Annotated in this window: 19 protein-coding genes; 13 read left to right on the forward strand and 6 right to left on the reverse strand. The window is 70.9% G+C overall.

The annotated features are described in order from the left end of the window. The first annotated feature begins 59 nt into the window (after positions 1–59). Complete coding sequence (locus tag ACXR8F_RS12585) at positions 60–575, forward strand: hypothetical protein (protein ID WP_458800893.1); 516 nt, start codon at positions 60–62, stop codon at positions 573–575. On the opposite strand, the gene ACXR8F_RS12590 is transcribed toward ACXR8F_RS12585, so the two are convergent. After that, a complete protein-coding gene (locus ACXR8F_RS12590) occupies positions 493–1,749 on the reverse strand; it encodes a sensor histidine kinase (protein WP_458800894.1) in 1,257 nt (418 codons plus the stop codon). The genes ACXR8F_RS12585 and ACXR8F_RS12590 overlap by 83 nt on opposite strands. A gap of 125 nt (positions 1,750–1,874) precedes the next feature. On the opposite strand from ACXR8F_RS12590, the gene ACXR8F_RS12595 reads away from it, so the two are divergent. From ACXR8F_RS12595 to ACXR8F_RS12610, 4 genes are all read left to right on the forward strand, one after another. Continuing rightward, positions 1,875–2,522 carry an ArsR/SmtB family transcription factor gene (locus tag ACXR8F_RS12595; protein WP_458800896.1) on the forward strand — a complete coding sequence of 216 codons (648 nt, stop codon included), beginning with the start codon at positions 1,875–1,877 and terminating at the stop codon, positions 2,520–2,522. Positions 2,523–2,557: 35 nt separating this feature from the next. Continuing rightward, positions 2,558–3,799 carry an MFS transporter gene (locus ACXR8F_RS12600; protein ID WP_458800898.1) on the forward strand — a complete coding sequence of 414 codons (1,242 nt, stop codon included), beginning with the start codon at positions 2,558–2,560 and terminating at the stop codon, positions 3,797–3,799. Between the two features lie 478 nt (positions 3,800–4,277). Further along, positions 4,278–4,775, forward strand: a complete 498-nt coding sequence (gene nrdR, locus ACXR8F_RS12605) for a transcriptional regulator NrdR (RefSeq protein ID WP_045190025.1) — start codon at positions 4,278–4,280, stop codon at positions 4,773–4,775. Between the two features lie 90 nt (positions 4,776–4,865). Further along, on the forward strand, positions 4,866–7,799 hold the full coding sequence (locus tag ACXR8F_RS12610) for a vitamin B12-dependent ribonucleotide reductase (protein ID WP_458800900.1): 2,934 nt from the start codon (positions 4,866–4,868) through the stop codon (positions 7,797–7,799). A 206-nt stretch (positions 7,800–8,005) separates the two neighbouring features. Here the strand turns inward: ACXR8F_RS12610 and ACXR8F_RS12615 are convergent, their stop codons facing one another. The 3 genes from ACXR8F_RS12615 to ACXR8F_RS12625 form a co-directional block, all read right to left on the reverse strand. Continuing rightward, a complete protein-coding gene (locus ACXR8F_RS12615) occupies positions 8,006–8,911 on the reverse strand; it encodes a polysaccharide deacetylase family protein (protein ID WP_458800902.1) in 906 nt (301 codons plus the stop codon). A 69-nt stretch (positions 8,912–8,980) separates the two neighbouring features. Continuing rightward, positions 8,981–9,661, reverse strand: coding sequence for a response regulator transcription factor (locus tag ACXR8F_RS12620; protein WP_082080823.1), 681 nt, complete (start codon positions 9,659–9,661; stop codon positions 8,981–8,983). Next, the gene (locus ACXR8F_RS12625) at positions 9,658–10,854 is read right to left on the reverse strand and encodes a sensor histidine kinase (RefSeq protein ID WP_458800905.1); all 1,197 of its coding nucleotides are present in this window, start codon (positions 10,852–10,854) and stop codon (positions 9,658–9,660) included. Before ACXR8F_RS12625 ends, ACXR8F_RS12620 begins: the two co-directional genes overlap by 4 nt. A gap of 204 nt (positions 10,855–11,058) precedes the next feature. Between ACXR8F_RS12625 and ACXR8F_RS12630 the strand changes: the two genes are divergently transcribed. From ACXR8F_RS12630 to ACXR8F_RS12660, 7 genes are all read left to right on the forward strand, one after another. Then, positions 11,059–11,781 (forward strand): ABC transporter ATP-binding protein, encoded by a 723-nt coding sequence (locus ACXR8F_RS12630; protein ID WP_458800906.1) that lies wholly within the window; start codon positions 11,059–11,061, stop codon positions 11,779–11,781. Continuing rightward, positions 11,778–12,521: an ABC transporter permease gene (locus ACXR8F_RS12635; RefSeq protein ID WP_458800907.1), complete on the forward strand. Its 744-nt coding sequence runs from the start codon at positions 11,778–11,780 to the stop codon at positions 12,519–12,521. Before ACXR8F_RS12630 ends, ACXR8F_RS12635 begins: the two co-directional genes overlap by 4 nt. 224 nt (positions 12,522–12,745) lie before the next feature. Continuing rightward, entirely contained in the window at positions 12,746–13,702 is a 957-nt protein-coding gene (locus ACXR8F_RS12640) for a patatin-like phospholipase family protein (RefSeq protein ID WP_458800909.1), read from the forward strand. Further along, complete coding sequence (folE, locus tag ACXR8F_RS12645; RefSeq protein WP_458800911.1) at positions 13,699–14,340, forward strand: GTP cyclohydrolase I FolE; 642 nt, start codon at positions 13,699–13,701, stop codon at positions 14,338–14,340. Before ACXR8F_RS12640 ends, folE begins: the two co-directional genes overlap by 4 nt. Positions 14,341–14,396: 56 nt before the next feature. Further along, complete coding sequence (locus tag ACXR8F_RS12650) at positions 14,397–15,803, forward strand: malic enzyme-like NAD(P)-binding protein (RefSeq protein ID WP_458800913.1); 1,407 nt, start codon at positions 14,397–14,399, stop codon at positions 15,801–15,803. 13 nt (positions 15,804–15,816) lie between these two features. Beyond that, positions 15,817–16,059: an SDR family oxidoreductase gene (locus ACXR8F_RS12655; protein ID WP_458800915.1), complete on the forward strand. Its 243-nt coding sequence runs from the start codon at positions 15,817–15,819 to the stop codon at positions 16,057–16,059. Positions 16,060–16,087: 28 nt separating this feature from the next. After that, positions 16,088–16,678 carry an SDR family oxidoreductase gene (locus tag ACXR8F_RS12660; protein ID WP_458801093.1) on the forward strand — a complete coding sequence of 197 codons (591 nt, stop codon included), beginning with the start codon at positions 16,088–16,090 and terminating at the stop codon, positions 16,676–16,678. A 40-nt stretch (positions 16,679–16,718) separates the two neighbouring features. Here ACXR8F_RS12660 and ACXR8F_RS12665 read toward each other — a convergent pair whose 3' ends face one another. Next, positions 16,719–17,126, reverse strand: a complete 408-nt coding sequence (locus tag ACXR8F_RS12665; RefSeq protein ID WP_045190302.1) for a hypothetical protein — start codon at positions 17,124–17,126, stop codon at positions 16,719–16,721. 218 nt (positions 17,127–17,344) lie between these two features. Here ACXR8F_RS12665 and ACXR8F_RS12670 point away from each other — a divergent pair, with 218 nt between their 5' ends. Further along, on the forward strand, positions 17,345–18,355 hold the full coding sequence (locus ACXR8F_RS12670; protein WP_458800917.1) for an aldo/keto reductase family protein: 1,011 nt from the start codon (positions 17,345–17,347) through the stop codon (positions 18,353–18,355). An 83-nt stretch (positions 18,356–18,438) separates the two neighbouring features. On the opposite strand, the gene ACXR8F_RS12675 is transcribed toward ACXR8F_RS12670, so the two are convergent. Beyond that, positions 18,439–20,436 (reverse strand): hypothetical protein, encoded by a 1,998-nt coding sequence (locus ACXR8F_RS12675; protein WP_458800919.1) that lies wholly within the window; start codon positions 20,434–20,436, stop codon positions 18,439–18,441. Positions 20,437–20,594 lie beyond the last annotated feature (158 nt).

Raw genomic sequence — 20,594 nt, forward strand, 5'->3', positions numbered from 1 at the left:
CCCCGCGCGGGGACGCCATGGTCGTGAGGGCATGCCTCACGGCAGTGCTGGTGCAAGCCGTGGCTCCGGTGTTCGTCGCCTGGGCCGGTTACGGCGCCGGAGCAGCGGCAGACGCGGCGGTCGTCGCGGTGTCGTCCCCGCTGCTGCTGGGCGTCGTGGCGTTCGGGGTGGTCATCGCCGTCGCGCTCGACCGACAGCGACCACCGCCGGCGCTCCTCGGGCCGGTGCAGCCCGGCGCACCGCCGCGGACCACCCGCGCGCGGCTGCGCTGGGCCGGCCTGGCCGCCGTGGCCCAGCTCGCCGTGACGGCAGCGGGGGTGGTCATCGACAGTGGCGCGCGGGGTGGCGCCGTGGCGCTGGCGGCCGCGATCGACGACGGGTCCGCCGCCTGGACGTTCGTGCTGCTGGTCGTCCAGGGCGGCTTCATCGAGCTGCGTGCACCCGTCGCGTTCGGGATCGCGTGGTCGGTGCTGGCCAGAGCGGCACAGCCGGTCAGGCCTTCTGGACGGTCTCGGTCTCGTCGGTGGCCGGCAGCTCGAACCAGACCAGGGTCCCGGGACGGTCGGAGTGGCTGATGCCGATGGAGCCGCCGTGCGCCTCGATGATCCGCTTGACGGTGGCCAGCCCGATGCCGCTGCCGTCGCCTGCTGTGCCCACGCGGCTGAAGAGCTCGAACACGCGCTCACGATCGCCGGGCGCGATGCCGACGCCGTTGTCTCGCACCGAGATCCGCCACATCCGTCCGTGGCGCTCCGCCGTGACGCCGACGATCGGCGAGACGTCGGGACGGGCGTACTTCACGGCGTTGGAGACGAGGTTGAGCAGCACGGAGTAGAGCTGCTGGGCGTCGGCCGGGAGGGTCGGGAGCTCGCCGACCTCGACGGTGGCGGCCTTCGCCGTCAGCGTGGGCGCCAGGTCCTCGAGCACCGAGCCGATCACGACGCGCAGGTCGCTCGGTTCCTTGTGCAGCTCGGCACCGACCCGTGCGTGCGCCAGGATCTGCTCAATCATCCCGGCCATGCGGGTGGCGGACCGGAACGCAGTCGCGACCAGCCGCTCGGACCACTGGTCGGCCATGACGGCCGGCTGCTGGCCGAGCATCTCGGTGCTCGCCATGATCGCCGTGAGGGGAGTGCGCAGGTCATGGCTCACCTGGCCGGCGAAGACCGACAGCGCCTCGTTCGAGCGGTGCAGCTCGTCGCGGGTCTGGGTGAGGGCGGCCAGCGAGTCCTCGAGCTCACGGGTGCGCAGCCGCAGCTCGAGCACGTCGACGACGCGCTCGGCGATGGCGACCAGGGCCTGCTCCTGGGCCTCGTCGAGCTCTCGGGGGGTGGAGTCGAAGACGCACAGCCGGCCGATGATGACGCCTTGGGGGGTGGTCAGCGGTGCCGAGGCGTAGAACCGGACGTCGCCCAGGATCCCTGTGACGAAAGGGTTCTCGCGGAACCGTTCGTCGACGCTCGCGTTCGGCACCACGACCCGGTCGGTGTGCTCGAGCACGGCGGCACACATCGAGTCCTCGCGGGCGCAGATGGACGGCTCGAAGCCGGTGGTGGCGATCTGCTGCTGCTCCGTCGAGGTGATGAGGTTGATCGCGGCCGTGGGCACGGCGCAGAGCTGGGCGGCGATGTCGACGAGGGCCTGCAGCTCCCGAGCCGGTGCCCGACCGAGCACGTCGTAGCGCCACAGGGCGTCGTCGCGCCGCTGCGCTCGGTCCAGGTCGTCCTCGAGGGTGGTCCGGTTTGTCACGATACGAAGACTGCATCGAGTTCGAGAGCGCGGCAAGCGGTTCTCGCCCCGTGTCGTCGGTTGCGCGACGGCCAGTTATACAAGAGCCCTTGTCAAAGTCTCGCCCGCCGTCAAGGGTGGCACTCGTGCCTCGACTCACCGCCGCCGAACGTCACCTCGCCACCAGCCCGGCCGGCGCCGCCGTGAAGGGCGGCGAGTCGGGGTCTGCGCTGCTCGACGCGCTCACCGCCTTCCACCACCCGACACGCCGCTGGATCTGCGAGCTCCTCTCTGCCGACGGCCCGGCGAGCGTCGGCCGCCTCAGCGGGGCCACCGGGCTCGCGGCCGGGTCCGTCAGCCACCACCTCGGTGTGCTGCACCGCTACGGCTTCGTCGAGCCGGCGCCCGAGCTCGCCCGCGACTCGCGCGAGAGCTGGTGGCGCATCCGGGCCCGCGACCTGACCTGGGACGCGGTCGACTTCGCCGACGGCACCGTTGCGCGACGCGTGGCGGCGACCGCCGAGGCCGAGAACTTCCGCCACCACGTGCGGGCCGTGCAGGAGTGGCTCGTCGAAGGCCAGCACGTGGACGAGGAGGTGCGCCGGGCCGCCGCCGCCACCGACACCTTCGTGCCGGCGACCCTCGACCAGATGCGCGAGCTGTCGCAGCGGCTGACCGACGTGATCGTCGAGTGGAGCGCTGCGTGCCGGGCCGATGCGCTGCAGCGCCCGCACCTCGACCGAGTGCCGGTGCGCGCCTCGGCTCGCGTCTTCCCGAGCCGGCCAGTCGGGTGATGAGCCGGGCCGAGGCACCCACGTCAGCTCGGGCGGTGCCGACCCCGCCCGAGCTGGCGGAGGCGCCCGAGCTCATCGGCGAGGCGCCACCTGACGTGACCCGGGACCGGATGGTCCAGGGCTGGGTCGCCGCTGTCACCCTGTCGTGGTTCGGCGACGCCATGTGGGTCGTGGCGCTCGCGTGGACTGCTGCCCAGACGCTGTCGCCGGGTCTCGCCGGGGTCGTCCTCGGGGCTGAGACCCTGCCCCAGGCGGTGCTCGTCCTCGCCGGAGGGGTCATCGCGGACCGCTTCGACACCCGGCGCGTACTGGTGACGGGTCGGGTGCTGCAAGCGGTCGTCCTCCTCACGGGCGCGATCGCCTGGGTCGCCGGGGCGCGGGGAGCCGCACTGCTCATCACGCTGGGTGTGCTGCTCGGCGTGGCCATGGGACTGACGATCCCCGCCGGCGCCACCCTCGCTCGCCAGCTCGTCCGCACCCAGGACCTCGCCACCGTCAGCGGGTGGAACCAGATCTGCAACCGCGTCGCCAGGCTGCTCGGCGCGCCGGCCGGCGGTGTGGTCGTCGCGTGGCTGGGAGCGCCCGGAGCCATGGTGCTGGACGCCGTGACCTTCCTCGTCGTCGCGGGGGTCCTCTGGTTCGGGGTGCGACCGCGCTACCGGCTGCCGCGGGCGCCGCGCGTCTCGTGGTCGGCGAGCCTGCGCGACGGCGCGTGCTACCTGCGTGCTGACGAGTCCGCCCGGCTGCTGGTGCTGGGCCTCAGCTCCCTCAACGTCTTCGTCAGTCCCGTCATCGCACTCGGCATCGCGCTGCGCGTCTCGGCCTCGGGCTGGGGCTCGACGTGGCTCGGTCTCGCGGAGGGCGCTTTCGCGACGGGCGCGATCGTCGGGAGCCTCGCCGCGATCCGTTGGAAGGTCGCCCGCCCGGCTCGTGCTGGTTTCCTCGGGCTCGTCGTCCAGGGGCTGGCCCTCGCCGCGACCGGTCTCGACTCGCGGGCGGCGCTGCTCGGCGCCATGGCGACCGTCGGCGTCCTCGCCGGCACGGCGTCCGTGTGGCTGTCGGGGGTCTTCCAGCGGACGGTGGCGCCGAGCCACCTCGGGCGCGTGTCGGCCGTCTCGAGCCTCGGCGACATGGCCCTCGTGCCCGTGGCCCTCCCGGCCTTCGGGGCGCTCGCGGCCGTGACCTCGGTGCTCACGGCGGCTGCCGCCTTCGGTGGTGCCATGGCGCTGCTCTGCCTCTGGTTCGCGACGCGGCCCGCGATCGGCCGCCTGACCTGATCGTCGCGACGACCGGGGCGGCCCGCCGCCACGGAGGCGGCCGGCACACGCTGGCAGGCCCTGCAGGGGGCTCTGCCGGATGTGAAGATGGGGGACTCGCACCGCTGCCCCACCCCAAGATGTTGGGGTGGGGCCGCCCGGGCGCGAGGCCCGACACGCCGGGACGTGTGGGGCTCCTGTGACGTTTGTGCAGGTCAGCGACGCGGCGCGCCGGAGGTTCTCGATTCGCTTGCGATCGGGGTCACAGCATGCCTACAGTTACCCCTACATCTAGTAGTTACACAGATGTAAGACGTCCACATGTAGTCCCCAGTCAGACGGGGGTTACCCACAGGTCATCCCCACGTCGTCCCCAGCCCCGTCCCCAGCCTCGCCCGGTCCCACGAACACCGGGCGGCTCTCGGGACCGTCGCGGACGGCATACGGGATGGCCGCCACGCTGAACGACCGGGTCTCGGGGAAGGGAAGGTGACCAGACGTGCACTGCCCGTTCTGCCGCCACACCGACTCGCGGGTCATCGACTCGCGCACCACCGACGACGGCGCCTGCATCCGACGCCGGCGTCAGTGCCCCCAGTGCAACCGCCGCTTCACGACGCTCGAGACCTCGAGCCTCAACGTGATCAAGCGGTCGGGGGCCTCCGAGCCGTTCAGCCGGGCCAAGGTGCTCTCCGGCGTGCGCAAGTCGTGCCAGGGCCGGCCCGTCAGTGAGGACGACCTGGCCCTCCTCGCCCAGAAGGTCGAGGAGGCGATCCGGTCGCAGGGAAACGCCGAGATCGAGGCGCACGAGGTCGGCATGGCCGTCCTCGAGCCGCTCCGCGAGCTCGACGAGGTCGCATACCTCAGGTTCGCCAGCGTCTACCAGGCGTGGGAGAGCCTCGAGGACTTCGAGGGAGCCATCGCGCTCCTTCGGGCCGAGCGCGACGCGCTGGGGGAGGAGCCCGGTGCTCCCTCACAGCTCGACGCCCAGCGGTAACCACCCTCCACGAACACCTGGCGCCGGCCACTGTCGGTGCCACCAGCAAGACTCAAACCAGAAGTACATCGGTCAGGGAGGCCGCACGAAATGACGGAGATCGGTAACCGCAGCTCACGCTCCAAGGCAAGCGCCAAGGGCGTCAAGATCGAGCGCATCTACACCACGCCCGGCGTGCACCCGTACGACGAGGTGACGTGGGAGAAGCGTGACGTCGTCCAGCAGAACTGGAAGACCGGCGAGACGATCTTCGAGCAGCGCGGGGTCGAGTTCCCCGACTTCTGGTCGGTCAACGCGAGCACCATCGTCACGACGAAGTACTTCCGCGGTGCCGTCGGCACGGCCGCGCGCGAGGTCTCGCTCAAGCAGCTCATCGACCGCGTCGTGCTGACCTACGTCGCGGCGGGCAAGAGCAACGGCTACTTCTCCTCGGCGGCCGACGCCGAGATCTTCGAGCACGAGCTCACGTACGCGCTGCTGCACCAGGTGTTCTCGTTCAACTCGCCGGTCTGGTTCAACGTCGGTACGAAGAGCCCGCAGCAGGTCTCCGCCTGCTTCATCCTGGCCGTCGACGACTCGATGGACTCGATCCTCAACTGGTACAAGGAGGAGGGCAAGATCTTCCAGGGCGGCTCCGGTGCCGGCCTGAACCTCTCGCGCATCCGCTCCTCCAAGGAGCTGCTCTCCTCCGGCGGCACGGCCTCCGGTCCGGTCTCGTTCATGCGCGGTGCCGATGCGTCCGCCGGCACCATCAAGTCGGGTGGCGCCACGCGTCGCGCGGCCAAGATGGTCGTGCTCGACGTCGACCACCCCGACATCGAGGAGTTCGTCGAGACGAAGGCGCGCGAGGAGGACAAGATCCGCGCGCTGCGTGACGCCGGCTTCGACATGGACCTCGGCGGCAAGGACATCGTCTCCGTCCAGTACCAGAACGCCAACAACTCGGTCCGCGTCAACGACGAGTTCATGAAGGCCGTCGAGGACGGCACCAACTTCGGCCTGCGCTCCCGGCTCGACGGCTCGGTCATCGAGGAGGTCGACGCGCGCGAACTCTTCGGCAAGATCGCCAAGGCGGCGTGGGAGTGCGCCGACCCCGGCATCCAGTACGACGACACGATCAACGCGTGGCACACCAACCCCGAGACGGGTCGCATCACGGCCTCCAACCCGTGCTCGGAGTACATGTCGCTCGACAACAGCTCGTGCAACCTCGCCTCGCTCAACCTGCTGAAGTTCCTCCGTGACGACGACACGTTCGACGGTGTGACCTTCCAGAAGGTCGCCGAGCTCGTCATCACCGCGATGGACATCTCGATCTGCTTCGCGGACTTCCCGACCGAGCCGATCGGCGAGACGACGCGCAACTACCGCCAGCTCGGCATCGGCTACGCCAACCTCGGCGCGCTGCTCATGGCCACCGGCCACGGCTACGACTCCGAGGGTGGGCGATCGCTCGCCGCTGCGATCACCTCACTGCTCACGGGTGCCGCCTACAAGCGCTCCGCCGAGATGGCCTCCGTCGTCGGCGCCTACGCCGGCTACGCCCGCAACGCCGACGCGCACAAGCGGGTCATGCGCAAGCACCAGGCTGCCAACGACAACATCAAGACGCTCGACGCGATGGACTCCGACGTCCACAAGCTCGCGACGAAGGCGTGGGACGACGTCGTCAAGCTCGGTGAGAAGCACGGCTACCGCAACGCCCAGGCGTCGGTGCTCGCACCCACCGGCACCATCGGCTTCATGATGGACTGCGACACGACCGGTATCGAGCCCGACTTCTCGCTCGTGAAGTTCAAGAAGCTCGTCGGTGGCGGCTCGATGCAGATCGTCAACCTGACGATCCCGCGGGCCCTCAAGAAGCTCGGCTACCAGCAGGAGTCGATCGAGGCCATCGTCGAGTACATCGCCGACAAGGGTCACGTCGTCGACGCCCCCGGCCTCAAGCCGGAGCACTACGAGGTCTTCGACACCGCGATGGGCCAGCGCGCCATCTCCCCGATGGGCCACGTGCGCATGATGGCCGCGACGCAGCCGTTCCTCTCCGGCGCCATCTCGAAGACGGTCAACCTGCCCGAGACCGCCACGGTCGAGGAGATCCAGGACGTCTACATGCAGGGCTGGAAGCTCGGCATCAAGGCGCTCGCCGTCTACCGCGACAACTGCAAGGTCGGCCAGCCGCTCTCCGACGGTGGTTCCACCGCCAAGGACGCGGCCGCCGACAAGGCTGCTGCCGCCAGCGAGGTCAAGGTCGAGAAGGTCATCGAGTACCGCCCCGTGCGTCGTCGCCTGCCGAAGCGTCGCTCGTCGCGGACGACGTCGTTCGCCGTGGGTGGCGCCGAGGGCTACCTCACCGCCGGCACCTACGAGAACAACGAGCTCGGCGAGATCTTCCTCAAGTTCGGCAAGCAGGGCTCGACGCTCGCCGGCGTCATGGACGCCTTCTCGATCGCCGTCTCGGTGGGCCTGCAGTACGGCGTCCCGCTCGAGACGTACGTCGAGAAGTTCACCAACCTGCGCTTCGAGCCTGCCGGCATGACCGACGACCCCGACGTGCGCATGGCCCAGTCGCTCATGGACTACGTCTTCCGTCGTCTGGCGCTCGACTACCTCGACTTCGACACTCGCTCGTTCATGGGCATCCACACCGCCGAGGAGCGGGCTCGCCAGGTCGAGACCGGTTCGTACGAGGCCATCGAGGCGAGCGACGACGAGGACGACGACGAGCTGGCCGAGGAGCTCGAGACGCTCCAGCAGTCGACGCCGGTCGCCCGGAAGGAGTCCCCGGCCGCGAAGCCGGAGCCCAAGGTCGAGAAGGCCGCGCCCGTCGAGGTGAAGTTCGGTGCCGGCGCTGCCTCTGCCCGCGAGGCCTCGGGTGACGTCCACTCCTCGGCGGAGCTGCTCGAGAAGTTCGGCGGCATCACGGCCGACGCGCCGATCTGCATGACCTGCGGCACCAAGATGCGTCCCGCCGGCTCCTGCTACGTCTGCGAGGGCTGCGGAAGCACCAGCGGCTGCAGCTGATCGGACTGGAAACGGCCCGACCCCTCTGGGGGTCGGGCCGTTTCGGCGTCCGGGATGTTCGCGGTTCGTGGCTCGGTTTCCACTCACTGGCCGTCGGCGAGCGTGGGCATCCGGGCCGTCGCGCCAGGTTGTGGGTGCCCAGCACTGTGCGAGCTCACCCGGGGCCCGGTGGGCCTGGGCGAGGCGCGGGCGCGTGTGCGTTGGGGCTAGGGCGCTGGGCCGATCACGGTGGAGAGAGCGACGAACGAGTATCCGCGAGACCTCAGCTCGGCGATGACCTGTGGGAGGGCGTCGGCATCGAGCGTGGAGTGGTCCGTGGGGTGTGCTCCGAGGTGCATGAGGACGATCTCGCCGGGCCGGGCGGCACGTGTCACTCGTGCGATGACCGAGGACCGGGTCTGTCCGCCCGACGTGCCCTTCCACCCGAGCGTGTCGACCGTCCACCGGAACGGGACGTAGCACTCCTCGTTGACGACCGAGATGGTGCGCGCGTCCACGGCGCCGAAGGGGAAGCGGAACCATGGATGGGGGTCGCGACCCGTCACGCCCTTGATGCGGGCCGCTGCCGTGCGGATCTCGGCGCGAATCGCCGACGACGTCAACGTGGTCAGGTCAGGGTGCCGGTCGGTGTGGTTCCCGACCTGGTGACGAGCCGCGATGGCTCTGGCGCTCGCCGGGAAGGCAGTCACGAACTCGCCGGTGAGGAAGAAGCTCGCGGGGACGTGCTCCGCGTCCAGCGTGCGCAGGATCGACGCGACGGCCTCGTTGCCGCTGCCGCCGTCGAAGGTCAGCGCCACCTCCTTGCGTGGGGTTCCGAGAGTCGTGAGGTCGCGACCGAGCAGCCGTGCGGGGATGCGGGTCGGGCAGCTGCCCGCGGTGTCGGTGGGCGTGGGCCGGGGGGCGCTCGACGTCGGGCGTCGAGTTGGGCTGGTCGGGCCGGTGGATGGCGGGACAGTGCTCGTGGGCGGCGTGCTCGTGGTCGCCGTGGCCTGCGGAGGGGAGGTCGACGTCGCCCCGGGGAGCTCCGGCGAGCGCCCGCCCTGGCACGCCCCGAGCACCAGCACGACGGCGGCGCATGCCCCCAGGAGCCCTCGCTCGACTCGTCTGCCCATGGCTCCTCCCGACTCCATCTGACACCCTGCCGGGCCGCCTGCCACCGCACTGTGCTCGACGAGACTCGCTCAGGGAGCCTGCGGTTCGACGAGGCCGCTCTCGTACGCCAGCACCACGAGCTGGGTCCGGTCGCGGGCCCCCAGCTTCATCAGGAGCCGGCTGACGTGGGTCTTGGCCGTCGCCGGGGTGACGAACAGCTCCGCGCCGATCTCGTGGTTCGAGAGCCCCCGCGCGACCAGCACCAGCACCTCCCTCTCGCGATCTGTGAGCACGTCGAGCGACGCCGGCGGCTCCGGACGGCCACCCGCACCGGCCGGCTCCCGCCGCACGAACTCCTCGATCAGCTGGCGCGTGACGCTCGGGCCCAGCAGCGAGTCCCCGCCGGCGACGACGCGGATGCCGTCGAGCAGCTGGACCGGGGGAGTGTCCTTGAGCAGGAAGCCGCTCGCGCCGGCGCGCAGTGCCCCGAAGACGTACTCGTCGAGGTCGAAGGTGGTCAGCACGAGCACGCGCGTGCCGACTCCGAGCCGGGCGATCGCGCCGGTCGCCTCGAGCCCGTCCATGACCGGCATCCGGATGTCCATGAGTACGACGTCCGGCTCGAGGTCGCGCACCAGGGCCACCGCCTCCGCGCCGTTCTCGCCCTCGCCGACGACCTCGAGGTCGGGCGCCGAGTCGACGAGTACGCGGAACGCCCCTCGGACGAGCGCCTGGTCGTCCACCACGACGACGCGCACCGGCGCGCTCACGGCGACCCCGCGGCATACGGCAGGGTGGCGTGCACGCGGAAGCCGCCGCCTGGTCGTGGTGCGGCCTCGAAGGTGCCCCCGTAGAGCTCGACCCGTTCCCGCATCCCGACGAGTCCCTGCCCCGTCCCGGGTTCGATACCGATGGGGCGCACCACAGCCGTGGTCCTGCGTTCCTCCGGCCGGCCGTCGTCGGCGACCTCGATGTCGACCTGATGCCGCGAGCAGGCGACCCGCAGGTGCGCCACCGGGCCGCCGTGCTTGAGGACGTTCGTCAGCGATTCCTGCACGACCCGGTATGCCGCCAGGTCGAGGCCCGCGGGCAGGTCGGCCACGCTGCCCGTCGAGTCCACCATCACCCCGAGCCCCGCTCGGCGGGTCTCCGCCACCAGCGCGGGGATGTCGGCGAGGCCGGGCATCGGCTGCGTCGCCGCGGCCTCGGACCCGTCGCGCAGCACCCCGAGCATCCGTCGCATCTCGGTCAGGGTGTCCCGGCTCGTCGACTCGATGACGCCGAGGGCATCGCGAGCCGCCTGCGCGTCGGTCTCGATGACGTGCCGCCCGACCCCGGCCTGGACGGCGATCACCGACATCGAGTGGGCCACGACGTCATGCAGCTCACGGGCGATCCGGAGCCGCTCGGCGGCCACCGCGGCACGGTCGCGGTCCTCGCGTTCGCGCTCGAGCAGCCGCGCCCTGTCCTCCATGGCCGCCCACCGGAGCCGTCGCTGGCGCAGGTTGTCACCGGCCAGCCAGGCCACCGCGGTGGCGAGCATCGTCGAGATGACGTCGTTGACGGCGACGACACCGGCCGGCTGGGCCACGAGCGCCACCGAGAACGCGCCGGCGGTCGAGCCCAGGGCCAGGAGCGAGTCACGGCGCCGGCCGTGCAGGGCGAGCCCGAAGAGGAGCGCGAAGGCACTCAGCCCCGGGTAGGGCGCGTAGTGCAGCAGCGAGAAGGCCAGCAGAGCGCCCAGGGTCACCGCGAGGGCCAGCCACGGCGCCCGCCGGTGAACGGCGTACGGCGCCGTCAGGAGCACCCCGAGCACCCACGCGCCCACGTCGACGGGGCGCTGCCCGGCGCGGACGGCGGCGCCGAACGACAGGACCAGCAGGACGAAGAAGGCGAGCGCGACGAGCGCGTCGGTGACCCGGGGGTCGATCCGCCACGCACGTCGCCGCGTCGACGTGTCCATACCTGAACAGTAGGGAGCGCGGGCACGTCGGTGATCGGCTTTCGGGCGTACGCCCGGAGGCGTATGCCGTCCCGCCGAGGACGCCCCGGGTGCACCCCCGGGCGCACGCCGAGGTTCGGCCGCCAGGGCGACGACCCGACCCGCCCTGCCGCCGGATCGTTGGTGTCAGCCGAAAACCGGCACCCGACACAGGAGCACAGCACCATGCCAAACCTTTCGTTCCACCAGCTCTCCAAGCACTACGGCCCGGTCACCGTCCTCGACGGCTTCACCGCCACTGCGCTGCCCGGCCGCGTCACCGCGTTCCTCGGCGTCAACGGCGCGGGGAAGACCACGAGCATGCGGATCCTGCTCGGCCTGGCCGATCCGACCAGCGGGACGGCCACCGTCGACGGGACCCGCTACGCCGACCTGCCGCACCCGACCCGCGTCGTCGGCGCGGTGCTCGACCAGGGCTTCCACCCGAACCGGTCGGCCCGCAACCACATCCGGCTCACCGCGATGCAGGCCGGCGTCCCGGCCACCATGGCCGACCAGCTCCTCGAGCGCTTCGGGCTCGGCCCCGCGGCGGGCCGGCGCGTGGGCGGCTTCTCGCTCGGCATGCGCCAGCGCCTCGCGCTCGCCTCCGCCCTCGTGGGGGACCCGTCCGTGCTCGTCCTCGACGAGCCGCTCAACGGCCTCGACCCGGACGGCATCCGCGAGATGCGCCGCTTCCTGCGCACCTTCGCCGATGCGGGGGGCACCGTCTTCCTCTCGAGCCACCTGCTCTCCGAGGTTACTGCCGTTGCCGACGACCTCGTCGTCATCCACCGAGGCTCGCTCGCCGCGGCTGGCCCGGTCCACGACATCGTCACCGACGACACCGATCTCGAGTCGGTCTTCCACAACCTCATCCACTCCAACGACACCGAAGAAGCCTGGTCATGAAAACCCTTGTCTCCCTTGAGCTCTACAAGCTCCGCACCACGCCCGCCGCCTGGGTCAGCCTGGCCGTCACCCTCGTCCTTGGTGCCGCGTCCGTCGCGTCCAACGCCCTCGTGCCAAGTCCGGGCGGTCCCGCCTTCGGCTCGACCGACCACGTCAACCACGCGCTGTCTGTCTCGGCGCTCACCTCGATGGTGATGCTGGCGATCGGCGTGCTCGTCGTCGCCGGCGAGTACCGCCACCGCACGATCATGCAGACCTTCCTCGGCGAGCCCCGCCGCGCCAGGGTGCTCGCGGCCAAGGCCGTCACCGTCCTCGGCCTCGGGGCGATCCTCGGCGCCGTCACCTTCGGCATCGCCTACGCGGAGGCCATCATCATCTACGGTGCGCGCGGAGTCCACTCCCTGCCCGTCGACGTCGTGCAGCTCTGGGTCGGCGCGACCGTCGCGTCCGCCCTCTACGGCCTGGTCGGCGTCGCCCTCGGTGCCCTGACCCGCAACACGGTCGCGGCCATCGTCGGCGCGATCGCCTGGGTCATGGTCATCGAGGTCGGGATCCTCGCCAGTGCCCTCCCGGACGTGGCCCAGTGGCTGCCTGCCGGGGCCGCCGTCGCCCTGACCAGCGTCGGCTCGGCAGCGCACGGCATGCTCAGCCCGACCACTGCGGCGCTGGTCCTCACCGGCTGGGCTCTGCTGATCTCGGGTGTCGCCGCTCGCTTCAGCCTCAACCGAGAGGCGCACTGACCCGATCTCCCGGACCACGCGTCGGGTCGACGAGACCCGGCGCGTGGTCCGTCCGGGCGTCCGGCAGGGCCAGGGTGGGCCCGGGACGCAGGAACAGGGCGGTAAGACGCGGTAAGTCGCGGTAAGACGCGGGTCGGCTGGTTCGGCTAACACCCGTCAGGGTCCGCACCGCGCCGACGACCCCGTGAGACCGGGTCGGGCGCCGTCACCGTCCGGGAGGGCACATGGTCGTCACCGACAGCCACCACACCGCGTTCGTGCTCACCGGTGGCGGAAGTCTCGGCGCCGTCCAGGTGGGCATGCTGACGGCCCTGCACGAGCACGGCATCACACCGGACCTGCTCGTCGGCACCTCGGTCGGGGCCGTCAACGCCGCCTACCTCGGCGGCCCAGGACCTCACGAGGAGCGGCTCCGCGCGCTCGCCCTGCTGTGGCACCGGATGCGTCGCCAGGACGTCTTCGCCGTCGACCTGCGCCGCTGGTTCGGGGCGGCCCGGGGCACGCGTACGTCCCTCTTCTCCGGCGAGGGCCTCGACCTCGTCCTGCGCCGCAACCTCGGCTACGGCAACCTCGAGGATGCCCGGGTCACCGTCGAGGTCACGGCCAGCGACCTCGTGACGGGTCGGGGCCTGGTGCTCACCACCGGGCCGGTCGTCAGCGCCGTCCGTGCCAGTGCCGCCGTCCCGGGGGTGCTGCCTGCGGTGAGCAGGGACGGCAGGACTCTCGTGGACGGCGCGATCGGCGAGCTCGACGTGCTCGACCACGTGTCGACACACCGGGTCAGCGACATCTACCTGCTGCCGTCCGGCTACCCGTGCGCGGGCAGCCGCCCCACGTCGGCGCTGGGCGCCGCCCTCACGGCGCTGAGTCTGCTGCTGCATCGGCAGCTCATGGCGCAGGTGAACGGCTACTCGGGGCCGGCCACCTTGCACGTCGTGCCGCCGTTGTGCCCGTTGGCGGTCTCCCCGGCGGACTTCACCCACACCTCTGCCCTGGTGGCCCGGGCGCGGGAGAGCACCGCCCGCTGGCTGGCAGGCCGCCACGACGACGGCGTGGACGTGCTCGCCCTCCACACGCACACGCGTACGCACCGGGACCTCGAGGGCCCCGACGCGCACGACCGCCCTCCGCGCCCCGAAGGGGGCGCTGCTGTCCGTCTCCCGAAAGGACTGGTGACATGAACCCCGCCTCCTGGTCCCCGGCTGCCGAGTCGCAGCCGCCTCGCCGTGCCCGCCCACCGTGGCGGGGCACCGGCGCGGTGACCGAGCCCGACCTCGAACGGGCGACCACCGGAGCCCGCATGCTCCTGGAGGCCCTCGGCCTCGACCTGGACGACGAGTCGATGGCACGCACCCCTGAACGCATGGCGGCGTCGCTCGTCGAGCTCATCACCCCGCGCCCGTTCCAGCTGACGACGTTCCCGAACGACGGCGGCTACGACGAGCTCATCGTCGCCCGCAGCATCCCGGTGCGGTCGCTGTGCGAGCACCACATGCTGCCGTTCGTCGGCACGGCCCACATCGGCTACCTCCCGGGCGAACGGATCCTCGGGCTGTCGAAGCTGGCCCGTGTGCTCGAGCACTTCTCGTCGCGGCCGCAGGTGCAGGAGCGGCTCACCGTCCAGGTGGCGAACTGGCTGGAGGCACAGCTCGGGCCGGTCGGGGTCGGGGTGGTCATCGAGGCCGAGCACCTCTGCATGACGCTCCGGGGCGTGCAGGCCCCGGGCACCACGACCATCACCTCGAGCCTGCTGGGGGTGCTGCGCGACGACTCCCGCACGAGGGCCGAGTTCCTGGCTCTGACGCATCACCCGCGCTGAGGCTCGCGCGGGTGGAGGATGGGCTGGTCGGGATCGCACGCGCGAGAGGGACGGTCATGGCCACACCGAGTCCTGGGTACTCCATCACCATCCGGGTCGAGGTCCCGGCCGGGTCCAACGCCACGGCCGCCCTGACCACGGCAGTGGCCTCGGCGGGTGGCGCCCTGACGGCGCTGGACGTCGCCGAGAGCCGCACCGACCGGCTCGTCGTCGACGTCACGTGCGACACGACGGACGAGGCCCACGGCCGGATGATCACCGACGCCATCGCCGCGATCCCCGGCGCCGAGGTGCGCAAGGTCAGCGACCAGACCTTCCTGCTGCACCTGGGCGGCAAGATCGAGGTGGTCCCCAAGGTTCCGCTGAAGCACCGCGACGACCTCTCCCGCGCCTACACCCCCGGGGTGGCGCGCATCTGCCGGGCGATCGCCGAGCACCCCGAGGACGCCCGCCGCCTCACCATCAAGCGCAACACCGTCGCGGTCGTCACCGACGGTACGGCGGTGCTGGGCCTGGGCAACATCGGACCGCTCGCGGCCCTTCCTGTGATGGAGGGCAAGGCGGCGCTGTTCAAGCAGTTCGGGGGAGTTGACGCCTGGCCGGTGTGCCTCGACACCCAGGACCCCGACCAGATCGTCGAGATCGTGCGCGCCATCGCGCCCGTCTACGGCGGCATCAACCTCGAGGACATCTCGGCGCCGCGCTGCTTCGAGATCGAGCGGCGGCTGCGCGACCTGCTCGACATCCCCGTCTTCCACGACGACCAGCACGGCACGGCGATCGTCGTGCTGGCCGCCCTGACGAACGCGCTGCGCGTCGTCGGGAAGTCCATCGAGGACGTCCGCATCGTCGTCTCGGGGGTGGGTGCGGCCGGCCACGCCATCATCCGGCTCCTGCTCAGCCAGGGCGCCGTCGACATCGTCGCGGCGGGCCGCGACGGCGCGGTGCACGCGGGTGACGAGAACATGGAGCCGTTCCGTCGGTGGATCGCCGACCACACCAACTCCCGGCACGAGACGGGCTCGCTCCGCCAGATCCTGGTCGGCGCCGACGTGTTCATCGGGGTGTCCGCGCCCGACCTGCTGACCGGCGACGACATCGCGACCATGGCCCCCGACGCCGTCGTCTTCGCCCTCGCCAACCCGGTTCCGGAGGTCGACCCGATCGCCGCCGGCGAGCACGCCGCCGTCGTCGCCACGGGCCGCTCCGACCACCCGAACCAGATCAACAACGTGCTGGTCTTCCCCGGCTTCTTCCGCGGGCTGCTCGATGCCGGGGTCACCGACATCACCGACGAGATGATGGTGGCCGCGGCCACGGCCATCGCCGACACCGTCGAGCCGGGCGAGCTCAACCCGAGCTTCATCATCCCGAGCGTCTTCGACGCCACGGTCGCCCCCGCCGTCGCCGCCGCCGTATGCCGTGTGGCCGGGTCCGTGCCGCGGCAGGGCCCGGCGCGCTGAGAGGGGGAGGGCCATGATCGCGATCGTCGGCGGCACCGGCCGCCTCGGCCGGCTCGTTGCAGCACGTCTGGTGGAGGGTGGGCACGACGTGAGGGTCGTGGCCCGCTCGGCGCCGAGCACGCCCGTTCCCGGTGCACAGTTCGTCGCAGCCGACCTGCGCGAGCCGGACAGTCTCATGGCGGTCCTCGACGGCGTCGACACCGTCGTCGCGGCGGCCCACGGGCCTGGACCCGACCAAGGGGGAGTCGCCGGCTGAGATCGACCGGGACGGCAACATCGCCCTCATCGACGCGGCCCGGGCTGCCGGGGGCGTCGACGTCGTGCTCGTGTCAACCGTGGACGCGTCGCCCGACCACCCGCTGGAGCTGCACCGGATGAAGTGGCAGGCCGAGCAGCACCTGCGCGGCAGCGGGATCGGCTGGACGATCGTGCGAGCGAGTGCCTTCGCCGAGATGTGGATCGAGCTGATGCAGACCTCGGCGCGCAACGGGAAGGGGCCGCAGATCTTCGGGCTGGGCGAGAACCCGCTGAACCTCGTCAGCGTCAGGGACGTCGCGGTCGCGGTCGCGCGAGCCGCCACGGACCCGAGCCTTCGGGGCCACGTGGTGGACGTCGGCGGGCCCGAGGACCTGACGTTCAACGAGCTCGCCCGGCTCGTGCGGCCGGGCGTGGCTCCCCGTCACGTCCCGCGCGTCGCCCTGCACGTCATGGGCCAGGCCGCTCGGCCGTTCCGGCCCGCTCTGGCACGCATGGCCCGGATGGGGCTGGCAATGGACCGCGCGGACCTGCGGTTCGACCCGTCGGCCAGCCGGGCGGCATACCCGTGGCTGCCGTGCACCTCGGTGCGCGACCTTGTTGGCAGCGCCCGGCCGTGACAGGGCCCGTCCGCGAGCGGGCGGGCCCTGTCACGGCCGGTCAGGCCGCCCGACGGCTCCGTGAACCGGCATGCACGACGGCGCCCTCGCGCACGACGTCGTCGCTCTCGACCCTCGCGCCGTCCCAGATGTGGGCGTGCGCGCCGATCTTGACGCGCGCCCCGATCCTCGCGTCGCGTCCGACGACGGCTCCGGCGCCGACGTGCACCGTCGAGCCGATGACGGCGTGCGGGTGGACCGCGGCCTCACGGTCGACCCACGCGCCCTTGCCGATACGGGCTCCGGCTCCGACGACCGCACCGCGGTCGACGTACGCAGATGGCCCGATGTAGGCGGTCGGGTCGACGTGGGCGTGCGACTCCACGAATCCGCCGCCGTTCTCGTGACGGACGTAGCGCAGCATCATGCCGTTGTCCTCTTCGAACTCCTCGTACTTCCTCTGCCGCATCGGGTGCACCCCCTTCGTGTCCAGACGAGGGCACTCTGCCCACGCGTCACTCATGCGGATCAACGTTCAAGTGAACTTCAAGATTCCGCGGAGGCCGGCAGCAGGACCGCCGGTCTCACCGCAACGTCTGTACCCGTCCGGACAGTTCCTCCGACACCTGTCTCACGACGCGACTTCACCGTTCCGTGACCCCCGGCCACCCGGCATACGGTGTGGGGATGAACTTCCGATACCTGGGTAACAGTGGACTCAAGATCTCCGAGATCACCTACGGCAACTGGCTGACCCACGGCTCACAGGTCGAGAACGACGTCGCGACGCAGTGCGTGCGAGCCGCGCTCGAGGCGGGCATCAGCACGTTCGACACCGCCGACGTCTACGCCAACACGAAGGCCGAGACGGTCCTCGGCGAGGCCCTCAAGGGCGAACGGCGCGAGAGCCTCGAGATCTTCACGAAGGTCTACTGGCCCACCGGACCGGGCGGCAAGAACGACACCGGCCTCTCTCGCAAGCACATCATGGAGTCGGTCAACGGCTCGCTGAAGCGGCTGCAGACCGACTACGTCGACCTCTACCAGGCGCACCGCTACGACACCGAGACGCCGCTCGAGGAGACGATGCAGGCGTTCGCCGACGTCGTGCGCCAGGGCAAGGCGCTCTACATCGGCGTCAGCGAGTGGACCGCCGAGCAGATCCGTGAAGGCGTCTCTCTCGCAAAGGAACTCGGCTTCCAGCTCATCTCGAGCCAGCCGCAGTACTCCATGCTCTGGCGGGTCATCGAGGGCGAGGTCGTGCCGACATGCGAGGAGCTCGGCGTCAGCCAGATCGTGTGGAGCCCCATCGCCCAGGGCGTGCTCACCGGCAAGTACCAGCCGGGCCAGCAGCCTCCGGAGGGCTCCCGGGCCGCCGACGAGAAGGGCGGCGCCGACATGATCAAGCGCTTCATGAACGACGACGTGCTCACCCGCGTGCAGGGGCTCAAGCCGATCGCCGACGAGGCCGGCCTGACCATGGCCCAGCTCGCGGTGGCCTGGGTGCTCCAGAACCCCAACGTCGCCGCAGCGCTCGTGGGCGCGTCCCGCCCCGAGCAGGTCGCCGAGAACGTCAAGGCGGCCGGCGTGAAGCTCGAGCCCGAGCTGATGAAGCGGATCGACGAGGTGCTCGGCGACATCGTCGAGCGCGACCCGGGCAAGACGAAGGAGACGGCGCCGCAGCAGCGCGTCGCCTGACGTCGACGTCAGCGTGCGTATGCCGCCCAGCCGGATTCGCGAGGCTGGGCGGCATGCGCTTCTAGCCGTGTGTCAGGCGGACACTACGGCGTGATCTTCGTCAGGCGGGTGGACCAGTTGCCGAGCGAGGTGCGCGTGCCGCCGCAACTGCCGATCGGGGCCGTCAGGTACTGGCTGAGCGTGCACGTCTGGGCGATGTACTCGGACGCCATCCAGATCGAGCTGCCGTCGGTGACGGCGGCGCCGTAGTCACCCCAGCGCGTGCGCGGCGGGTCACCCACGAATGCCTTGTAGCTGGTGAACCCGTCATCCGGGCCGAGACCCTTGCCGACGATGTGGATCTGTCCGACCGCGCCCGTGGACGAGATGGGGACGTAGCCCGCGCTCGGGTAGTGGTTCGAGCCCGTCACGGTGAAGGCCATGGCCCCCTGGCCGCTGGGCAGCATGGTGATCGCCGGGTAGGTCAGGTCGCTGTCGGCGAGGGCCAGGTAGCCCTGCTTCTTGATCGATCCGCCGACCTTGCCGGCGCCGTTGATCGACGGCTGCAGCGAGAACCATGCGATTCCCGCTCGCAGCTGTCCGTTGACGCGCACCGCGGTGTCGAGGGCACCCCACAGCACGCCGTTGGTGTACCAGGTCTGCTGCATGCGGGTGTCGTTGGCGTCGGGGCTGGAGAGCACCTCGTCGTGTGCCGGCTCGTCGACGAAGAAGAGGTTCCAGCATCCCGTGAGGCCACCGACGACCGTCGTCGTGTCGTTGATGCACTCGCCGAGCGGGATGTCACCGGACTTCTGTTGCATCGTGGGTGGGAAGACGTAGGTCTGGCTCGTGACCAGACGGCTCGTCACCCGGAGATCCGGGGTCGACGCGTCGAGCGACGCGGTGTTCGTCAATGCCCAGAGACCGATGCGCTTGGCCGTGCCGGTCGGGTTGCCGGTCTCGGAGCCGTCACCGGCCACCGAGCTGAGCATGAACTCCGTGCCGTTCGCGCCGGTGGCGTACTGGTTGGCGGGTGACGTCGCGGGCCAGACCGTGAAGCCCGGCGTGCCGGAGAGCTGAAGGTTCTGCACCAGGGTCACGTCGAGAGACGCCGGGTGCTCGGAGAGCTGCCGCTTCGAGAACGCGAAGACCTGGGCGGCGTTGAAGTTCGGGCCGAAGAGGTCGTACTCGTTCGTCGTGACGTAGATGCCGTTCGCGTCTCCACCGATGTGCGGGTAGTCCTGGAAGCACGGACCGGGCGTGGTGCCGTCGAGCGTGCAGTGGTGGTTCGGCGTCCCGTCAGTTCCGTCGTTCTGCGCGGGCACGGAGTAGACCGTCCACGCCCCGGTCGGGTCCCCGGTGTTCGAGACGGCGACGTCGATCGTGTTCTTGCCGTTGAAGCTGCCCTGGTCATCGACGAACAGCGTCGTGATCGCGACGACGAAACGGTTGAAGTCCGGGTCGTAGTGACAGACCGGGTCGATCACGTTGGGTCCGACCGCGCCCGTCGCCCGGTCGATCGCCGCCGGGTAGCGGAAGAACGTGTTGAGGTCCTGGACGGCGGTCACGGGCACGGCGTTCGCGTTGTAGACCCGCAGCACGCTGTTGACCGACTCGACCGTGAAGCCGTTGCCGACGCAGAGCGCCTGGTCAGGTGGCTCGAGCGAGAACTGGTTGCCGCCGTTGGCGAGGCGCTGGTCGCGGTGGTTGAGGCCCTGGATGCTGGCCTGGACGTCCGGGTTGGAGGCCGCGACCGCGCTGGACGCCACCACCGGGGCGTCGAGCGGGTGCTTCGGGAAGATTCCGTGCTTGAAGTTCGGGTCGGGTCGTGTGGACGGGACCGCAGGGCCCTCGTCGTCGGGTCCGGCTCGCAGCTCGGGCTGTTGCAGCCCGTCTGCGCCAGCAGAGAAGGAGCGGATCGATGTCGTGCCAGTGGACGGGACCTGGCGGGTGTCAGAAGGGGCGGCGTTCGCGGCTCCTGGCAGACTCAGCAGGGCTGCAGCGATGGCTGCGGCTCCGCCGGTGGCGATGATCTTTCGCATGAGCACCTCCGAGGGGTTTCTGCACCAGCGCGTCGCGTGGGCCTCCTCCGGGTCGTTCATGCGGAGCTCGGCCCACACGACTTTCGAATCTACGCTCGGCGTTGTGCTGCCGGACGGCTTTGGGTTTTTTGCCCTCCGGGTGCGCAATGCCTGCAGGTGTCCGGTCGGCGCGCTCGACGGCATACGTCCGATGTGCCGCACTCGGCGCCCCCGGGTGG

The organism is Terrabacter sp. AAH1 (assembly GCF_054456855.1).

Excerpts from the sequence above, each read along its gene's own strand:
- ACXR8F_RS12610 (WP_458800900.1), top strand. The coding sequence starts at position 4,866 with ATGACGGAGATCGGTAACCGCAGCTCACGCTCCAAGGCAAGCGCCAAG.
- ACXR8F_RS12615 (WP_458800902.1), bottom strand. The coding sequence starts at position 8,911 with ATGGGCAGACGAGTCGAGCGAGGGCTCCTGGGGGCATGCGCCGCCGTC.
- ACXR8F_RS12625 (WP_458800905.1), bottom strand. The coding sequence starts at position 10,854 with ATGGACACGTCGACGCGGCGACGTGCGTGGCGGATCGACCCCCGGGTC.
- ACXR8F_RS12630 (WP_458800906.1), top strand. The coding sequence starts at position 11,059 with ATGCCAAACCTTTCGTTCCACCAGCTCTCCAAGCACTACGGCCCGGTC.
- ACXR8F_RS12635 (WP_458800907.1), top strand. The coding sequence starts at position 11,778 with ATGAAAACCCTTGTCTCCCTTGAGCTCTACAAGCTCCGCACCACGCCC.
- ACXR8F_RS12640 (WP_458800909.1), top strand. The coding sequence starts at position 12,746 with ATGGTCGTCACCGACAGCCACCACACCGCGTTCGTGCTCACCGGTGGC.
- folE (WP_458800911.1), top strand. The coding sequence starts at position 13,699 with ATGAACCCCGCCTCCTGGTCCCCGGCTGCCGAGTCGCAGCCGCCTCGC.
- ACXR8F_RS12650 (WP_458800913.1), top strand. The coding sequence starts at position 14,397 with ATGGCCACACCGAGTCCTGGGTACTCCATCACCATCCGGGTCGAGGTC.
- ACXR8F_RS12655 (WP_458800915.1), top strand. The coding sequence starts at position 15,817 with ATGATCGCGATCGTCGGCGGCACCGGCCGCCTCGGCCGGCTCGTTGCA.
- ACXR8F_RS12665 (WP_045190302.1), bottom strand. The coding sequence starts at position 17,126 with ATGCGGCAGAGGAAGTACGAGGAGTTCGAAGAGGACAACGGCATGATG.
- ACXR8F_RS12670 (WP_458800917.1), top strand. The coding sequence starts at position 17,345 with ATGAACTTCCGATACCTGGGTAACAGTGGACTCAAGATCTCCGAGATC.
- ACXR8F_RS12675 (WP_458800919.1), bottom strand. The coding sequence starts at position 20,436 with ATGAACGACCCGGAGGAGGCCCACGCGACGCGCTGGTGCAGAAACCCC.